The sequence below is a fragment of the Leucobacter chromiireducens genome, from assembly GCF_051993095.1.
Classification (GTDB): domain Bacteria; phylum Actinomycetota; class Actinomycetes; order Actinomycetales; family Microbacteriaceae; genus Leucobacter; species Leucobacter chromiireducens.
The window spans coordinates 2,022,484-2,041,141 of record NZ_CP197024.1 but is presented as its reverse complement, the minus strand read 5'-3'; the positions used below and the strand labels follow the sequence as shown (position 1 = coordinate 2,041,141).

The window sequence follows — 18,658 nt, the reverse complement described above, 5'->3', positions numbered from 1 at the left end:
ACGGAAGCGAGCTACTGGGCTGCGGGCTGCGTGGTGCCGCCGGCCTCGGGCGTGACGCTCGCCTCGCCTGCCTGGGCGTCGTCGCTCGTGAGCGCATCGGCAACCGGAGCATCAACGAGCCGACCGGCAACGGTGCTCATCTTCTGCGCGTTCGTGATGACCTCGCCGAGGCTCTCGAAGTATCGGGCGACCGCGCCGCGCTCCACCTTCAGCTGGGTCATCCGATCTTCAGCAGCAGCCAGCACCTTCGACGCCCGGTCCTCGGCCGCGGCGAAGGTCGACTGTGCGCGGCGCTCAGCCTCCAGAACGATTTCGGCGGCCTGACGCTCCGCAGTGGCGCGCGTCGTTCGTGCCTCCTGCGCGGCGTCCCGAGTAATGATCTCGTACTCGGCGCGTGCGGCCTCGAGCTGACCACGCAGCTCCGCGAGCTCCGCTGAGACCGCGGTCGTCTCACGCTCGGCTGCTTCTGCGGCGGTGCGCTGCCGCTCCGCGAGATCCTGCTCGAGTTCCTCGCGCTGCTGCGTGGAGTTCAGCGCGAACGCGCGAGTATCGGTGTCAATCTGCTCCTGCAGCTCGCGCAGGCGATCCTCGGTCTCCGCGCGCTGCGCGGCAAGCTGGGCCTCTTCTGTGCTCCGGTACTCCGCGAGCTCGGCAACCGTGTCAGCGCGGAGCAGATCCGTCTCCTCGGTGACTGCAGCGCGCTGCGCGGCGACCTCGCGCGCGATCGCGGCTTCGTGGGTCTCGCGCGCAACGCGGAGCTCCTCAGTGTGCTGCGCGAGCGCCGCGGCGATCTCTCGATCGTGCTCTTCCCGCTCGCGGGCAAGGTCTGCCTTGAGCTGCGCGCGCTCGCGTTCCATCCGCAACTCAAGCTCCTCTCGCTCCAGGCCGAGAGCCTCCGCGGCTTCCTCGCGCAGGATCCTGGCCCGCTCAGTCTCCGCTGCGAGCTCATCCGCGAGCTGCTGCTGGTGCGTGGCAAGCTGTGCGGCGAGGCGTTCCTCTTGCGCAGCCGCTGTGTCGTTGAGGGCTGCCTCGTGCGCTGCACGCTCGCGCAGCGCAAGCTGCGTTGCACGCTCGCGCTCCGTGCTGATCTCGTCGGCGTGAGCCTGCTGAGCCGTGGCAATCTGATCGAGGTTCGTCTCCCACTCGGTGATGAGACGGTCCTGGTGGGTCACGAGTTCGCCACCGATGCGCTCTTCGTGAGCGTGGCGCTCCTCAGCAATGCGTGCGGTGTGGTCCGCGAGCTCAGCGGCGAGAGCGGCGTCCTGCGCTGTGCGCGCCGAATCGAGCTCCTGGGCGTGCGTAGCGAGCTCTGCGGCGATGCGGTCGGCGTGCGCCGTCGACTCGGAATCGATCCGTGCATTGTGCGCGGCGAGCTCCGCATCGATTCGCTCCTCGTGGGCCGCGCGTTCCGCGGCGATCCCGTCCTCGTGCGCCGCGCGCTCCGCGGTGATGCGGGCTTCGTGTTCTTCGCGCTCGCTCGCGATCCGGGTCTCGTGCTTGTCTCGCTCATCTGCGATCTGCGCGTCATGGGCGGACCGCTCTTCGGAGAGGGCGGCATCGTGCTGATCCCGCTCAGATGTGAGCGTGGTCCGGTGCGCATCGAGCTCTGCTGCGATGCGGGTGTCGTGCGCCTCCTGCTCGTCGCGGAGGCGAGCCTCGTGCGCAACGATTTCCGCGCGAAGCGACTCGTCATGCTGTGCACGCTCCTGCGCAATCGCCATGTCGTGCGTCTCGCGCTCGGCGCCGATCCGCTCGCGGTGCGCACTGAACTCGCCCGCGAGGAGCTTCTCCTGCTCCTCGCGGGCGGCAGCAAGCTCGGTCTCGAGAGCGCTGCGCTCATCCCCGCGCTCCTGCTCCGCGAGGGTGGTCAGCCGTTCCTGCTCGCGTCGGGCCTGATCCGTCAGCGTCGCGAGCTCGGCGCGGTGCGCTTCGAGCTCGCGGGCGATCGCCGCCTCGTGCTCGGTGCGCTCCTGTGCGGCCCGGTCCTGGTGGGTCTGCTGCTCAAAGGCGATACGGCGATCGTGCTGCTCGCGCTCACTCGCAAGTGCGGCGTCGTGCTCGGCACGCTCCTGTGCAATGCGACCGCGGAGCGACTCCATCTCAGTGTTCAATGCGCGACGCTGCGAATCCGCCTCGGCCTCGAGCTGGCGGCTGCGCTCAGTGAACCGCTCTTCCTGCTCAGCCTCCTCGCGCTGGCGCGAAGCGGCAAACTCCGCGCGAGCCCGCTCACCCTCGCGCACCAGTCGGGCCCGCTCGAGCTCTGCCTCGCGCGCGCTCTCTTCCTGCTGTCGGGCCAGCGTCACTGCGCTGCGCTCGGTCTCGCTGCGCAGCTCATCCGCGGCGGCTCGCGCCTCGGCGGTGACACGCTCAGCCTCGGCCTGCGCGGTAGCAAGCGCAGCCTGTGCGGTGCGATGGGCACTTTCCCGTGCCGCCGCGGCCTCGCGCTCGGCGGAGCTTCGCGTCAGTTCGGCGGAGCGACGCGCCTCATCGATGAGGCGTTCGCGCTCAGCGTTCGCCGCCGCATCCTGCTCAGCCGTATCGGTGCGTGCACCGGTGATGAGCACCTCGGCCTGCTCCGATGCCGAGCGCACCAGCTCGTCGGCGCGGGCCTGCGCCGCTGCCAAGACTCGCGCGCTCTCCTCCTCTGAAGCGCGACGCAGCTTCTCCGCGTCGAGGTCGGCCTGAGCCATGAGGCGCTGCGCGTGATCCTCGGCAACCTGCAGGCTCTTCTCGACGCGAAGGCCGAGCCCGGAGTACCCGCTCGCACCCAGCTCAGCGACCTGCTCCTGCAACTCGGCGATCAGCTGACGCTGCTCCTGACCCAGAGTGCTCGCCTGCTGGTGCGCGGACTGCACTGCTTCGAGATGGGACTGTAGCGTCGCGATGTGCCCAGTCAGTGCTCCGAGCCGCTCGTCGACCTCCTCGCGGTTGTAGCCGCGGAAGGCGGGGGAGAAGGGCTGGGCTGCTTCGGACACGTGTTCTCCGGAATCTGAAACGGGGGCGTTCCCGCGCGCGTGAGAAAAAGAAGCCGGGGTGGCGGCGCGGGCATGTAAGGGTTCATGATAGTTCACATCGGGGGGTGCCGTGCAGTGATCTGCGCGGTCCCAGGGGCAAATATCGAGACGTTCCGCATGTGCCACACGGAAAGCTCCGGTAGCGTGGAGCGTTGAGGGACCCATTTTGCGTACCCGAGGCCACCGTCTCAGGGGCAGGATCCCGACGAACAAACTTGTGGAGGAGCTCACGTGCGATACGTGCTAGCGATTGCGACGCTCGCGCTCTCAGGCGTGCTGCTGATTCTGGGGCTGGGCCAGCGAACATTCCTGGCGGGCCCGGCAGAGATCAGCTTCCCGGTCGACACAAAGTCCGAAACCGCATACGCGGTGATCGATGGCGCGGACTTCGCGAAGGTGCCGGGGCAGGCGAACGTGGTCGTGAAGGGCGAGAACGCATTCGTGGCAACCGGGGCAACGCGCGACGTGCGCGGCTGGGTCGAACCGTTCTCGCACGCTGAGCTGTCGGTCGACACGAACGGCAAGAAGCTGCTGAGCGCGCTCATCGCGCCCGCGATCGACGCGGCACCCGCGGACGACGCGACCACCAGCGAAGCAGAGGCCGCGAAGACAGGGCTCGATCCGCGCGGATCCGACCTCTGGCTTGAGGAGCGCGTCATCGACGAGGCGGGAACCGGAGCAGAGACCGAGACGCTCCGAGTACCGGTGGCGCTCACGGCGGATCAGTCGGTGCTCATCGCCTCCGACGGCTCGCAGCCGGTGCCGAAGGACGTGTCGCTCGTATGGGCACAGGATCGGAATACCCCCTGGGCCGGGCCCCTGCTCGCCGCGGGCGGCGTGCTTGCGATCTTGGGCGGACTCCAGTACCTCCTCGCGGTCGACCATGATCGTCGAGGCCTCGGCCCGCGCCGTGGGCGCAAGGGGCCCTTGCAAGGCATCCGGAATGCGTTCTCGCGGGGCGGCCGTGGTGAGTCCGCGGAGTCGCAGACCTCCACGCCCGCAGCGGATCGGGATCGCGAAGCGCCGAGTCAGCCAGCCGCCGACGGCGGTGTCGCGCCTGATGCTGCGCCCGCGTCAGCTCCAGAGCCGGCGTCGCAGCCCGAGCAGTCGAACGCGAAGCCCGGCGACACCGCGCAGCGCAGCGCAGCGCCGAGCCGCCTGCGGTCCCTCCGCCGCTCCGCACTCCCCGTGATCGGCCTGACGGCAGCGCTGGGTCTGAGCGGATGTTCCGCGAGCTACTGGCCGCAGTTCGATCAGCCTGCCGCAACGGAGGAGGCGCCAGCGCCCACCGCATCTGCGGTCGCTCCCGTGCCGGTGACCGAGGGGCAGCTCCAGCGCATTGTGCAGCGCGTGTCTGAGACAGCTGGGCTGAGCGATGACGAGCTCGATGCGACGCTGCTCGCAGAGCGATTCACCGGCGATGCTCTCGCGCAGCGCACCGCCAACTACAAGATCCGCGCAAAGCAGGCGGACTATGCGGTGCTCCCGCCGCGGCTCACAGACCAAGAGCTGGACTACCAGCTCGTGCAGAGCACCGAAGGGTGGCCGCGCACGCTGTTCGTCACCGTTGCCTCCACCGCGGGTGGCGCCCAGGCGCCGGCAGACGGGGAGGACGCCGCAGCAGACGCTCCCGCATCGCCCTCGCTTGCGCTGGTGCTGACGCAGCAGACGCCGCACGAGAACTACCTCGTGTCGCGCGTGATCGCGCTCCGCGGCGGCATCTCGATGCCGCAGGCAGCCCCCGCAGAGGACGGTACGGCACTGCTCTCGAATGACATCGAGACGCTGACGCTCGCACCCGCAAAGGTGGGTGAGGCGTACGCAGCGCTGCTGCAGAACGGCAAGGATGCGGAGCAGGCTGAGTTCTTCGACCTCGAGACCGACACTCTGCTCGACAGCTACGGTAAGGCTCGTGCGGCCGAGGCGCAGTCCGCCTCCGACGGGAAGGGCCAGACGATGCGCTTCTCCGTGCAGGCGAAGCAGGGTGACTCGAAGCCGATCGCGCTCTCGACCGGCGCGGGTGGGGCGCTTGTCGCCACGACCGTCATCGAGGAGCAGATCGTCGACGCCGCGGGTGGACGATACAAGCCGCAGGCGAAGGACGCGGTGACCGCGTTGTCCGGCCTCACGGGCGAGCAGGACAAGCTCATCCAGGAAGTCGCACACCAGATGCTGTTCTACGTGCCCAGCAAGACCGCCGGAACCAAGATTGAGCTGCTCGGCGTCACGAGCGAGCTCGTAGGAGTGAGGAACTAACCATGGCGCAGCAGATGCCCGAACGCATCCCCGGAGGCGGGGTCGACCTCAGCCACCTCGCGGCGCGCGCGCAGGCGGGCGCCCCGGGTGGGGCTGCCGCGAGTGCCCCCGGGGCGCCCGGCGGTGCGAGCAGCGCTGACTCGCGCGTGGTTGACGTGCCGTCGCTCGTCATGGATGTCACCGACGCTGCGTTCGAACAGGTCGCGCAGCTGTCGAGCATCGTGCCCGTCGTCTTTGTGCTTGGCGCGTCGTGGAGCGAACCCGCACAGACGCTCACTCCCGTGCTCGAACAGATCACTCGCGAGCACGAGGGGCGCGTGATGCTCGCCCGCGTCGACGTGGATGCGAGCCCGGGCCTCGCGCAGGCGTTCCAGGCGGAGTCCGTGCCGAGCGTTGTCGCGCTCGTTGGCGGACGCCCCGTGCCCTTGTTCCAGGGCGTGCAGCCCGAACCGCAGCTTCGCGAACTGTTCGCTCAGCTGCTTCAGCTCGCAGAGCAGCACGGCGTCACCGGCCGAGTCTCCGCGCCCGATGCAGGCGAAGCGCCCGAGGTCCCCGCTGAACCACAGATCCCCGAAGCCCACCTCGCCGCGGTCGAGGCCGCCGAGCGTGGCGACTTCGCAGCGGCGATCACGGAGTGGGAGGCCGTGCTCGCGAAGGCGCCGGCTGATCACGTCGCTCGTGCAGCGCTCGTGCAGATGCGTCTGCTCGATCGTCTGAGCGGTCGCTCCGCAGACGAGATCCGCTCGGCCGCGGCCGCAGCGCCCACGGGCGTCACCGAGCAGCTCGCCGTCGCCGACCTCGACGTGTCGGGTGGGCATATTGAGGACGCGTTCCTCCGCCTGCTCGAGCTGTTCTCCGCGAGTGACGCGGACGATCGCGCGACGGTTCGCGAGCGTCTCCTGGAACTCTTCGAGGTGGTCGGCGTGGCAGATCCCCGCGTCATTGCGGCGCGCGGCCGACTCGCAAACCTCCTGTACTGATCCCGCACCGCTCAGCCGTGCGCGCATACCTGGATCACGCCGCCACCTCGCCGATGTCCGACGGGGTGGCGGCGGCGTACCTTGCGGCGCTTCGCACCGTGGGCAACCCGGCTTCGACACACGCGCATGGCCAGGATGCGAGTGACCGCCTCGAGACGGCTCGCGGTGAGATCGCCGCGGCACTCGGTTGCGATCACGCCGAGCTGATTCTCACCGGCGGTGGCACCGAGTCGGTCAATCTCGCACTCAAGGGGCTCTACTGGGGGCGCCGAGCAGCGGGATCCGGGGCGACGATCTTGGTTGCTGATGGCGAGCATCACGCCACGATCGAGGCCGCCGAGTGGCTCCGCGACACGCAGGGGGCGCAGCTGATCTGGCTGCCGCTCGATGCCGAGGGCCGCCTGCATCCCGAGACCCTGCGCGCCGCCCTCGCGGAGGCCGGTCCCAGCGAGGTCGCACTGGTGTCGTTCCTCTGGGCGAACAACGAAGTGGGCACCGTGCAACCGGTCACTGAGCTCTGCGCGGTCGCTGCCGAGGTGGGCGTGCCCGTCCACGTGGATGCGATCGCTGCGCTGGGCCAGATCCCCATCGACTTCGCGCGTTCCGGGGCCGCTGCGGTGAGCGTCTCGGCGCACAAGATTGGCGGGCCCGTTGGCGTGGGCGCGCTGCTCGTGTCGCGCCGCGCGACGATTGAGCCCCTGTTCCACGGTGGAACGCAGCAGCGTGGACGATCGGGAACGCAGGATGTCGCCGGCGCGGTCGCATTCGCCGCAGCGCTCGCTGAAACACTCGGTGCGGGTGGGGAACCCCGTGCGGCGACCATCGCGCGGCTCACGCAGCTCCGAGACGAACTCATCGGCGGCATTCACGAGATTGATCCGAGCGCTGTGCTGCGCGGCCCGCGGCCCGGCCCGGAACGGCTTCCCGGAAATGCGCACTTCACGTTCCCGGGGTGTCAGGGCGACTCGCTCGTGTTTCTCCTGGATGCCGCCGGCGTGTCGGTGTCGGTGGGCTCCGCCTGCCAGGCGGGAGTTGCCGAGCCCTCGCACGTGCTTCGCGCGCTCGGCGCGTCTGAAGCGGAGGCTGCAGGCGCGCTGCGTTTCACGCTCGCCGCGAGTTCTGAGGCCGCGGAGATTGAGCAGCTGCTCGCCGCGCTCCCGGATGCACTGGTGCGGGCACGATCCGCCGGACTGGCCTAGAATACTCTGGTGAAAGTTTTGGCAGCTATGAGCGGAGGCGTCGACTCCGCGGTCGCCGCTGCGCGCGCGGTCGAAGCCGGTCACGAGGTCGTTGGCGTGCACCTGGCGCTCAGCCGCATGCCGGGAACCGTGCGTACGGGGTCTCGGGGTTGCTGCACGATCGAGGACGCGATGGATGCGCGGCGCGCCGCGAACCTGCTCGGCATTCCCTTCTACGTGTGGGATCTCTCCGAGCGGTTCAAGGAGGACGTGGTTGACGATTTTATCGCCGAGTACGCCGCGGGACGCACCCCCAACCCGTGCATGCGGTGCAACGAGAAGATCAAGTTTGCTGCGCTGCTCGACAAGGCGATTGCCCTGGGATTCGATGCGGTCGCGACAGGGCACTACGCCACGCTGATCGACAGTCCGGCTGGCCGTGAGTTGCACCGCGCGAGCGCCTGGTCGAAGGACCAGTCCTATGTGCTTGGAGTGCTCACCGAGCGTCAGTTGGCGCACTGCTACTTCCCGTTGGGTGACACGCCGTCGAAGGATCTTATCCGGGCGGAGGCCGCCGAGCGCGGAATCCAGGTCGCGCAGAAGCCCGACAGCCACGACATCTGCTTCATCCCCGATGGGGACACGCGCGGATGGCTCTCCGATCACGTGACGCGCACACCGGGGGAGATCCTCGATGAGCAGGGTGACGTGATTGGGCAGCACGATGGTGCGCACGGCTACACCGTGGGCCAGCGGCGCGGCCTCCAGCTCGGTCGTCCTGCGGCAGATGGGAAGCCGCGCTACGTGCTCTCGATCCGCCCGGTGTCGAACCAGGTGGTCGTCGGCCCCAAGGAGCAGCTGGAGATCTCGCGTATCGCCGGCGGACGCTTCAGCTGGGCTGGCGAGCCGGGCTTCGATCCCGCGCGAGAGTTCACCTGCGAGGTGCAGATCCGCGCACACGCCGAGCCGGTTCCCGCGACCGCCCGTCTCGTGCCGATCACCGAGCACGAGCGCACGGAGCAGCACCGCGCCGACGCGAGTCACGAGATCGTCGTCGATATTGACCTGGAACACGCGGAGCCGCTGCTCGGCGTTGCGCCCGGGCAGACCGCGGTGCTGTACATCGGCACGCGTGTGCTCGGCCAGTTCACGATCGATCGTGCACTGCCGCTCGAGCAGATCGCGCTGAGGAGCCCACTGTAGCCACCCCGCGTGGGTGCGCCCGCCGCAATGTCAGGGCTCGGCTTTAGAATTGTGGCGTGAACACGAACTCCGATCTTCCCGCTGAGACCCCCGGGCTCGCAGCGCAGTCCGAGCCGGCCGCAGCGCTGCCGAGCGACTTTGCTGCGGCTCGCGAGGAGGCTGAGCGCCTGACCGTCGAGATTGAGCGGCTTCGTCGCGCCTACTACTCCGAGGGCGCGAGTCTTGTCTCCGACGCGGAGTACGACGAGCAGTTCCACCGGCTTGAAGCGCTGGAGCGCGCATTCCCCGAGCTCGCCGGGCAAGATAGCCCCACGCGTGAGGTCGGCGCGGCGGTTGTATCCGCAGGTTTCCCTGAGCACGAGCACGCCGAACGCCTGCTGAGCCTCGACAATGTCTTCTCACTTGAGGAATTTCGAGAGTGGGCGGAGAAGACCCGCGCGGCGGCGGGGCGCCCCGTACGCTGGCTCTCGGAGCTGAAGATTGATGGTCTCGCGATTAGCCTGGCGTATCGGAACGGGGTGCTCGAAACTGCGACCACCCGTGGTGACGGGCGCGTCGGAGAGAACATCACGGAAAACGTTGACTTCATCCCTGCGATCCCGCGCGAGCTGAGTGGAACTGGGATCCCCGAGTTCTTCGAAGCGCGAGGTGAGGTGTTCCTGCGCGGGATCGACTTCGCCTGGCTCAATGAGCGGCAGCACGAGCTGCAGGCAGCCTACGCGGCAGAGCAGCGGGCGCGCGGGAAGGCCGACGATCAGATCACGGTCCGCTACCCCGAGTTCGCGAACGCCCGAAACACTGCCGCGGGCAGCCTCCGGCAGCGGGCAGAGAAGAAGTCTGCGGCTGAACTGGGCCTCATGCGTGAACGACTCGGGCGGCTCTCGCTGTACGTGCACGGGATCGGCGCATGGGAGCACCCAGACTTCGAGAACCAGTCGGACGCGTACCGCCTGCTGGGAGAGTGGGGCCTGCCAGTCTCGCCGCACTCGCGCGTGTTCGAGACCGTGGATGAGGTGACCGAGTTCATCGAGGACCGCGGGGCGCATCGGCACGATGTCGAGCACGAGATCGATGGCATCGTGGTGAAGATCGATGAGCTCGCGCTGCACTCCGAGCTCGGGGAGACGAGCCGGGCGCCGCGCTGGGCCATTGCCTACAAGTACCCGCCGGAGGAGGTGCACACCAAGCTGCTCGACATCCGAGTGGGGGTGGGCCGCACCGGTCGCGCAACCCCATACGCGGTCATGGCGCCGGTGAAGGTCGCCGGGTCCACGGTCAGTCAGGCGACCCTGCACAACCAGGAGGTGGTGCAGGCGAAGGGCGTGCGCATCGGCGACACCGTCGTGCTGCGGAAGGCCGGCGATGTGATCCCTGAGGTATTGGGCGCCGTGCTTGAGCTGCGTGACGGCTCCGAGGTGGAGTGGCGTATGCCCGAGACCTGCCCGGAGTGCGGCACGCCGCTTCGCGCCATGAAAGAGGGCGATATCGACCTTCGCTGCCCGAACGCTCGCGCGTGCCCTGCGCAGGTGCGCGGCCGTGTGGAGCACATCGGCTCGCGAGGCGCTCTCGACGTCGAGGTACTTGGCGAGATCACCGCCGCGGCGCTCACCCAGCCGGAGACCCCGGCGACGCCGCCGCTCGAGACGGAAGCAGGACTCTTCGAGCTGACGCTCGAGCAGCTCGTGCCGATCGAAGTGATCGTGCGCGATGCTGAGACGGGCGAGCAGCGTATCGATGAGGAGACCGGTGAACCGGTGCGCCGTGCGCCGTTCCAGCGGCTCAGCGCCGCGAGCTACCCGCCCGGGTGGGAAGAGAAGTCGCCGGCCGAGCGCCGCGCTGCGGGCATCAAGAAGAACTACCGCGAGACGTTGCCGTCGAAGACCGCGGAGACGTTCCTTGCGGAGCTGGAGCGCGCAAAGACGAAGCCGCTCTGGCGGCTGCTCGTGTCACTCAACATTCGGCATGTTGGGCCGGTCGCGGCGCGTGCGCTTGCCGAGTGGTTCGGTTCGCTCGATGCGATCCGCGCAGCCTCGCTCGAGGAACTGGCCGAGGTCGACGGCGTGGGCGGCATCATTGCGGAGTCGCTGCAGGAGTGGTTCACGGTCGACTGGCATCTGGAGATCGTTGAGCGGTGGACCGCTGCGGGCGTTCAATGGGCGACTCCGGGGCACCCTGGCCCCGGCGCCGCGGTAGCGGAGGGCGGCGTGCTCGCTGGCCTCACGATCGTCGCGACGGGCAGCCTCGACGGCTTCACACGTGACGGCGCGAAAGAGGCGATTATCCAAGCGGGTGGGAAGGCTGCATCGAGCGTGTCCAAGAAGACCGACTTTGTCGCGGCCGGACCGGGAGCAGGGTCCAAACTCGGAAAGGCAGAGGAGCTGGGCATTCCGGTGCTCGACGCTGCGCAGTTCGCGATCCTCGTGACCGAGGGGCCGGCGGCGCTCGGGCTGACTGCGGAGTAGCCACACGAGTTATCCACATTCCCTGCCAGAGCGCTCCAGGGGGAGCGCACGCTGACTAGCCTGGGACCACCCAGCGCGGAGACGCCGGGCCGGGTGACCGAAAGGACAACGACATGAGCCAGCGTGCCGCTGCTCCAACCCGCACCGCGTGGGCCACACAGGATCCCCGGCTGACGGTCTACTACGACACCGAGTGGGGAATGCCGGTGACCGACGACCGAGGTGTGTTCGAACGTCTCAGTCTCGAAGCGTTTCAATCGGGTCTGTCCTGGCTGACCATTCTGAAGAAACGAGAGGCCTTCCAGCGGGCGTTTGCAGACTTCGATCCCGCGAGGGTTGCGAAGTTCGATGAGGCAGACGTGTCGCGGCTCCTCGCAGACGAGGGAATCGTTCGAAACCGGCGGAAGGTCGAGGCGACCATCCACAACGCTCGGGTCACCCAGGACCTCGCCGCGGCAGGAGAGACCACCCTGACCGAGCTGGTGTGGTCTGCGATGCCGGAGCGCTCGCCGGCGCCCGCTACGGAGGAACAGGTCCCTGCAACGTCGAAGGAGTCGGAAGCCCTCGCGAAAGAACTGAAGCGGAGAGGCTTCCGCTTTGTCGGGCCCACCACGATGTACGCGCTCATGAGCGCGATTGGCATCGTGGACACCCACATTGTGGACAGCCATCGGCGCGGCTGCTCAGGCTTCTGGAACACGGATGGCACGCGGAGCGAAACTCCAGTCGTACTGGGGTGACGCACGGGCAACACGCCCGCTAATGTGTGAAGTATGTGCACGCGATTCTTGTGGTCTTCGCTCGGTACGCCCGGCAGCGGAAACGTCCTGGTAGGGCGCAGCATGGACTGGTTCGAGGACACTCGGACGGTGCTTGCTGTGCGGCCGCGCGGTGTCGAGCGCGAGAGCGCGCCCGGGGATCCGGGGTCCTTCAGCTGGCGTTCGGAGTACGGCAGTGTCGTCTGTCTGATGTACGGCGCCATCGCCGTGGACGGCCTGAACGAGGTCGGTCTCCAGGTGAGTGGGCTCTACCTGGCAGAATCCGACTACGGAGAGCGCGACGCGGCCCGTCCCGGTCTCGCGCTTGCGCAGGCGATTCAGTGCTTGCTGGATCGCTTCGCCACTACCGCAGCGGCCGTCGCGTGGCTGCAGGAGAGCAACGTCCAGATCATCCCGCTCGATATCGGCGGTAAGCCCGGTACTGGCCACATCGCGCTGGGTGATCCGAGCGGCGATTCCGCCATCATCGAGTTCATCGCCGGCGAGATGGTCGTGCACCACGGCACTGAGTTCACCGTCATGGCCAACTCTCCCGTCTACTCGGAGCAGCTGGAACTCGAGCAGCGCTACGCGGGATTGGGTGGCGAGTTGCCGCTTCCCGGCGGCACCGACTCGCCGGATCGCTTTGCTCGTGCCGCGTTCTATTCTGCCCGTCTCCCCGAGACCGAGAGCGCACGTGCCGCCGCAGCGTACGCGTTCAGCGTGATCCGCAATGCTTCCGCGCCGTTTGGCACGGCCGATCCCGTGCGACCGAACGTCTCGACCACTCGCTGGCGCACGGTCGCCGACCTGAGCGATCGACGGTTCTTCTACGAGTCGACGAGCAACCCCAACGTCGTATGGGTGGAGCTCACGCAGCTCGACTTCACCGCTGAGGCTGAACTCCGCTTCGACCCTGAAGCAAGTACGAGCTTCAGCGGGAAGGTGAACGAAGCGTTTCAGGGGGCCTGACGGGTCGAGAGCGCTGGCTGCTCGCTAGGATAGAGGGGTTGACACCACACCCGAAGCCATGATGGAGCAGCATGCCTGAAACTTCTGCGGCCGAGCGCGCCGCATCGAGCGGAGAGATCACGGCTGAGACCGTGCAGCATCTCGCCGGTCTTTCCCGAATCGCCCTCACCGACGCTGAGATCGATTCGCTCACGACTGAGCTCGGCTCGATTCTCGAGAACATCGCGAAGGTGAGCGAAGTTGCGGGTGCAGACGTCCCCGCGACGAGCCACCCGATCCCGCTCAACAACGTGACCCGCCCGGACGAGATCGCCGACGTGCTCACTCGCGAGCAGGCGCTCGCGAATGCGCCGGAGACCACTGACGGAATGTTCCGCGTCTCTTCGATTCTGGGGGAGGAGCAGTAGTGTCTGAACTGATTCAGCTGACCGCGGCCGAGCTGTCCGCAAAGCTCGCTGCCGGCGAGGTCTCTGCTGTTGAAGCAGCGCAGGCCCACCTCGATCGGATCACCGCCGTGGATGGCAACTTGCACGCATTCCTCGCGACCGACGCGGAGGCGTCGCTTGCCGCGGCCCGCGCGGTTGATGAGCGTCGCGCGGCGGGGGAGCAGCTTGGTGAGCTCGCCGGTGTGCCGCTCGCGATCAAGGACGTTCTCGTCACGACGGACATGCCGTCGACGAGCGGTTCGAAGATCCTCGAGGGGTACCGTTCGCCCTTCGACGCGACCGCCGTTGCCAAGGCGCGCGCGGCGGGTCTTGTGAACATTGGCAAGACGAACATGGACGAGTTCGCCATGGGCTCCGCAACGGAGAACTCGGCGTACGGCCCGACGCACAACCAGTGGGATCAGACGCGAGTGCCGGGCGGCTCCGGCGGCGGCTCCGCGGTTGCGGTTGGCGCGTTCGAGGCCCCGCTCGCGCTCGGCTCGGACACGGGTGGCTCGATCCGTCAGCCTGCAGCCCTCACCGGTACCGTGGGCGCGAAGCCGACCTACGGCGGCGTGAGTCGCTACGGTGCAATCGCCCTGGCCTCCTCTCTCGACCAGATCGGGCCGTGCGCGCGCACCGTGCTCGATACTGCGCTTCTCCACGATGTCGTCGCCGGGCATGATGCTCACGACTCCACATCGCTGAACCATGCGTGGCCGTCGATGGCGGCTGCAGCGCGCGCCGGTGCCGACCCCACGAGCCTGAAGGGGCTCCGCGTCGGTGTCGTAAAGCAGCTCATGATCGATGGCGTGCAGCCCGGGGTCAAGGCTCGTTTTGACGAGTCGCTTGCGCTGCTCGCCGCGCAGGGGGCGGAGATCGTCGAGATCGATGCGCCTCACTTTGAGTACGCGGTCGCTGCGTACTACCTGATTCTGCCGGCGGAAGCCTCGAGTAACCTCGCCAAGTACGATTCCGTGCGCTTCGGCCTTCGTGTCACGCCGCAGGGCGGTGGGACCGTTGAGGGCGTCATGAGTGAAACCCGTGCGGCGGGCTTCGGCGCTGAGGTGAAGCGACGCATCATCCTCGGCACGTACGCCCTGTCGGCTGGCTACTACGACGCGTACTACGGCAGCGCCCAGAAAGTGCGCACCCTGATCCAGCGCGACTTTGCCCAGGCGTTCGCGCAGGTGGACGTGATCGCGTCGCCCACCGCGCCGACCACGGCGTGGGCGCTCGGCACACACGGCGGCGATCCGATGCAGGACTACCTGAACGACGCGACCACGATTCCCGCGAACCTCGCAGGTATCCCGGGCCTCAGCCTGCCGATCGGCACCGCAAGCGAAGACGGACTGCCTGTCGGTTTGCAGCTCATGGCTCCCGCATTTGAGGATGCACGCCTCTACCAGGCGGGGGCTGCGATTGAGCAGCTCATCACCGACCGCGACGGAGCGCCCTTCTGGGCACAGGCGCCGTCCCTTGCAGGCGCCCCGACCGGGAAGGCGAACGCGTAATGGCAAAGACGAAGCTTATGGACTACGCCGAGGCGCTGGAGCGCTTCGAGCCCGTGATCGGCCTCGAGGTGCACGTCGAGCTGAACACGAAGACCAAGATGTTTTCCTCGGCCCCCAACACCTTTGGTGCGGAGCCGAACACGAACCTCACCCCGGTGTGCCTCGGCCTGCCGGGCTCGCTCCCCGTGGTGAACGATGAGGCCGTACGGTACTCAATCAGCCTGGGGCTCGCACTCGGATGCGAGATCGCAGAAGTGTCTGGCTTCGCGCGCAAGAACTACTTCTACCCCGACATGGCGAAGAACTACCAGATCTCGCAGTTCGATGATCCCATCGCCCACGATGGCTCGGTCGAGATCGAGCTGGCCTCGGGGCGTGTCATCCACGTTCCGATCGAGCGTGCGCACATGGAGGAGGACGCCGGCAAGCTGAACCACGTGGGTGGCTCCACCGGGCGCATCCAGGGTGCCGAGTACTCGCTGGTTGACTACAACCGCGCGGGCGTCCCGCTCGTTGAGATTGTCACCCGCCCGATCTTCGGCGGCGAGGCAGACACCCCGGAGATCGCTGCGGCGTACGTCGCCACCATTCGAGAGCTGGTGCTCTCGCTTGGCATCTCTGATGCTCGGATGGAGCGCGGCAACCTGCGTTGCGATGCGAACGTGTCGCTGCGTCCGCGCGGCAACGAGGACGCAGGCATGAGCGTGCTCGGTACTCGCACGGAGACCAAGAACGTGAACTCGCTCCGCTCGATCGAGCGCGCTGTGCGGTTTGAGATCCAGCGTCAGGCGCAGATCCTCAGCGAGGGTGGCAGCATCACGCAGGAGACGCGTCACTGGCACGAGGACACGGGGGAGACCTCGCCGGGTCGCCCGAAGAGTGACGCGGATGACTACCGCTACTTCCCGGAGCCGGACCTTGCGCCGTTGACGCCGTCGCGTGAACTCGTGGAGGAGTTGCGCGCGCAGCTTCCCGAGCACCCGACGCTGCGAACGCGTCGTCTGAAGGCCGAGTGGCAGTTCTCAGCGCTGGAGTTCCAGGATGTTGTCAACGCTGGCCTCGTTTCGTCGATCGAGGCGACCGTTGCCGCTGGCGTTCCTGCCCAGGCTGCGCGCAAGTGGTGGACGGGTGAGATTGCCCGCATCGCAAACGAGCAGTCCGCTGCGCCCGCGGATCTCATCACCCCCGAGCAGATCGCTTCCGTCGTCGCGCTCGTCGACGAGGGAACGCTCAACGACAAGCTCGCGCGCCAGGTGATCGCAGGAATCATCGCCGGTGAAGGCACCGCCCAGGAGATTGTTGATGCCCGTGGCCTCGCAATTGTCTCGGACGACGGCGCCCTGATCGCGGCGGTTGACGCCGCGCTTGCGGAGCAGCCCGATGTGCTTGCCAAGATCCGTGATGGCAAGGTGCAGGCGGCAGGAGCCATCATCGGCTCGGTGATGAAGGCAATGCGTGGACAGGCAGACGCCGCACGCGTTCGCGAGCTTGTGCTCGAGCGTGCCGCGCAGTAGCGCACACCACTTGTGATCCTGAAACGGGCGCGTACTCCTCCCGGAGTGCGCGCCCGTTCTGCACTCTCAGGGGAGGAGTCGGAGGCCCGGGGGAGCGCCCAGGAAAGGACAGCTCAGGCCGCACGATGAGACACGCCCGGGAACGGGGTGTGGTTTGCGGTGTGCCCGGATTCTGCGTAATGTATTCCTTTGTCAGCGCAACGCAGCCGGGCAGCTAAGCAGAAGCGAAGCGGTCCGGTCTATATGAATGCGCAGCGAATGCCCGGTTGGGTGTTTGCCTGGGGCACAGTTGCTGTTCGGAAGGGTTCCTTCGGGGGATTCTACGGGTGGTGTCTGGTCTTTGAGAACTCAATAGTGTGCACTTGATTGTCAAATGCCAATTATTTATCCCGTCGCTAAGCCCTTTTGGGTTTGGTTGATGGCGATTCCTTTTGGACAAATTATATGAACGTCAGTAATGATGTTCGTTTTGTCAGGTTGAACTCGCATCGTGGTGGCTTATTCCGCTTACCAGGGTGCATGTAATTTTTTACGGAGAGTTTGATCCTGGCTCAGGACGAACGCTGGCGGCGTGCTTAACACATGCAAGTCGAACGATGAAGCCCAGCTTGCTGGGTGGAAGAGTGGCGAACGGGTGAGTAACACGTGAGCAACCTGCCCTTCACTCTGGGATAAGCACTGGAAACGGTGTCTAATACTGGATATGCACAATGGCCGCATGGTCTGTTGTGGGAAAGATTTATCGGTGAAGGATGGGCTCGCGGCCTATCAGCTTGTTGGTGAGGTAGTGGCTCACCAAGGCGACGACGGGTAGCCGGCCTGAGAGGGTGACCGGCCACACTGGGACTGAGACACGGCCCAGACTCCTACGGGAGGCAGCAGTGGGGAATATTGCACAATGGGCGCAAGCCTGATGCAGCAACGCCGCGTGAGGGATGACGGCCTTCGGGTTGTAAACCTCTTTTAGTAGGGAAGAAGCGAAAGTGACGGTACCTGCAGAAAAAGCACCGGCTAACTACGTGCCAGCAGCCGCGGTAATACGTAGGGTGCAAGCGTTGTCCGGAATTATTGGGCGTAAAGAGCTCGTAGGCGGCTTGTCGCGTCTGCTGTGAAAACCCGAGGCTCAACCTCGGGCCTGCAGTGGGTACGGGCAGGCTAGAGTGCGGTAGGGGAGATTGGAATTCCTGGTGTAGCGGTGGAATGCGCAGATATCAGGAGGAACACCGATGGCGAAGGCAGATCTCTGGGCCGTAACTGACGCTGAGGAGCGAAAGCATGGGGAGCGAACAGGATTAGATACCCTGGTAGTCCATGCCGTAAACGTTGGGAACTAGATGTAGGGCCTGTTCCACGGGTTCTGTGTCGTAGCTAACGCATTAAGTTCCCCGCCTGGGGAGTACGGCCGCAAGGCTAAAACTCAAAGGAATTGACGGGGGCCCGCACAAGCGGCGGAGCATGCGGATTAATTCGATGCAACGCGAAGAACCTTACCAAGGCTTGACATATAGAAGAACGCTGTAGAGATACAGAACTCTTTGGACACTTCTATACAGGTGGTGCATGGTTGTCGTCAGCTCGTGTCGTGAGATGTTCGGTTAAGTCCGGCAACGAGCGCAACCCTCGTCCTATGTTGCCAGCACGTTATGGTGGGAACTCATGGGATACTGCCGTGGTCAACACGGAGGAAGGTGGGGATGACGTCAAATCATCATGCCCCTTATGTCTTGGGCTTCACGCATGCTACAATGGCCGATACAAAGGGCTGCGATACCGCGAGGTGGAGCGAATCCCAAAAAGTCGGTCTCAGTTCGGATTGGGGTCTGCAACTCGACCCCATGAAGTCGGAGTCGCTAGTAATCGCAGATCAGCAACGCTGCGGTGAATACGTTCCCGGGCCTTGTACACACCGCCCGTCAAGTCATGAAAGTCGGTAACACCCGAAGCCGGTGGCCTAACCCTTGTGGAGGGAGCTGTCGAAGGTGGGACTGGTGATTAGGACTAAGTCGTAACAAGGTAGCCGTACCGGAAGGTGCGGCTGGATCACCTCCTTTCTAAGGAGCACTCAACAACATTGTTGTTGCAGAATGGTGCGATCATCACCACACGTGTGATGCGCAACCGCTCATGGGTGGAACATTTGACAATGCAAGCATTGATTTGCTCGCCTGTGCTAGTACGCAGCGTTGTTCCTCGTGGACAGGGTTGTTGGAACGTGTGGGTGTGTGAGTTGGTGTTTCTCTGGTGCATACTATTGGGTCCTGGAAGACCAGCCGATCTGCCTCTTTGGGGGTGGGTGGACTTGGTTTTCTGACCTGCGGTTATGGGACGTGTTGCTCATGATTGTGGGATCGACCGTACGTTGAGAACTACACAGTGGAC

11 protein-coding genes and 1 rRNA gene are annotated in these 18,658 nt (G+C 66.1%); 11 read left to right on the top strand and 1 reads right to left on the bottom strand.

From position 1 onward, the window contains the following. Positions 1–11: 11 nt before the first annotated feature. A complete protein-coding gene (locus ACR81A_RS09170; protein WP_440311646.1) occupies positions 12–2,975 on the bottom strand; it encodes a hypothetical protein in 2,964 nt (987 codons plus the stop codon). A gap of 270 nt (positions 2,976–3,245) precedes the next feature. Here ACR81A_RS09170 and ACR81A_RS09165 point away from each other — a divergent pair, with 270 nt between their 5' ends. From ACR81A_RS09165 to ACR81A_RS09115, 11 genes are all read left to right on the top strand, one after another. Beyond that, positions 3,246–5,270 (top strand): glycosyltransferase, encoded by a 2,025-nt coding sequence (locus ACR81A_RS09165; RefSeq protein ID WP_440311645.1) that lies wholly within the window; start codon positions 3,246–3,248, stop codon positions 5,268–5,270. Between the two features lie 2 nt (positions 5,271–5,272). After that, positions 5,273–6,250: a tetratricopeptide repeat protein gene (locus ACR81A_RS09160; protein ID WP_202381446.1), complete on the top strand. Its 978-nt coding sequence runs from the start codon at positions 5,273–5,275 to the stop codon at positions 6,248–6,250. 17 nt (positions 6,251–6,267) lie between these two features. After that, positions 6,268–7,449: an aminotransferase class V-fold PLP-dependent enzyme gene (locus ACR81A_RS09155; protein ID WP_202381447.1), complete on the top strand. Its 1,182-nt coding sequence runs from the start codon at positions 6,268–6,270 to the stop codon at positions 7,447–7,449. 27 nt (positions 7,450–7,476) lie between these two features. Continuing rightward, positions 7,477–8,631: a tRNA 2-thiouridine(34) synthase MnmA gene (gene mnmA, locus ACR81A_RS09150; protein WP_440311644.1), complete on the top strand. Its 1,155-nt coding sequence runs from the start codon at positions 7,477–7,479 to the stop codon at positions 8,629–8,631. A gap of 125 nt (positions 8,632–8,756) precedes the next feature. Continuing rightward, the gene (ligA, locus tag ACR81A_RS09145) at positions 8,757–11,093 is read left to right on the top strand and encodes an NAD-dependent DNA ligase LigA (protein ID WP_202381563.1); all 2,337 of its coding nucleotides are present in this window, start codon (positions 8,757–8,759) and stop codon (positions 11,091–11,093) included. Between the two features lie 113 nt (positions 11,094–11,206). Beyond that, complete coding sequence (locus ACR81A_RS09140; RefSeq protein ID WP_202381449.1) at positions 11,207–11,833, top strand: DNA-3-methyladenine glycosylase I; 627 nt, start codon at positions 11,207–11,209, stop codon at positions 11,831–11,833. Between the two features lie 33 nt (positions 11,834–11,866). Then, positions 11,867–12,823 carry a linear amide C-N hydrolase gene (locus tag ACR81A_RS09135; protein WP_272928862.1) on the top strand — a complete coding sequence of 319 codons (957 nt, stop codon included), beginning with the start codon at positions 11,867–11,869 and terminating at the stop codon, positions 12,821–12,823. Between the two features lie 71 nt (positions 12,824–12,894). Next, positions 12,895–13,230, top strand: a complete 336-nt coding sequence (gatC, locus tag ACR81A_RS09130; protein WP_202381451.1) for an Asp-tRNA(Asn)/Glu-tRNA(Gln) amidotransferase subunit GatC — start codon at positions 12,895–12,897, stop codon at positions 13,228–13,230. Next, complete coding sequence (gene gatA / locus ACR81A_RS09125; RefSeq protein WP_202381452.1) at positions 13,230–14,765, top strand: Asp-tRNA(Asn)/Glu-tRNA(Gln) amidotransferase subunit GatA; 1,536 nt, start codon at positions 13,230–13,232, stop codon at positions 14,763–14,765. Before gatC ends, gatA begins: the two co-directional genes overlap by 1 nt. Beyond that, on the top strand, positions 14,765–16,279 hold the full coding sequence (gene gatB, locus ACR81A_RS09120; protein ID WP_202381453.1) for an Asp-tRNA(Asn)/Glu-tRNA(Gln) amidotransferase subunit GatB: 1,515 nt from the start codon (positions 14,765–14,767) through the stop codon (positions 16,277–16,279). The genes gatA and gatB overlap by 1 nt, the downstream gene beginning before the upstream one ends. Positions 16,280–16,807: 528 nt before the next feature. After that, positions 16,808–18,330: ribosomal RNA gene (locus ACR81A_RS09115) — 16S ribosomal RNA — on the top strand. Positions 18,331–18,658: the final 328 nt, after the last annotated feature.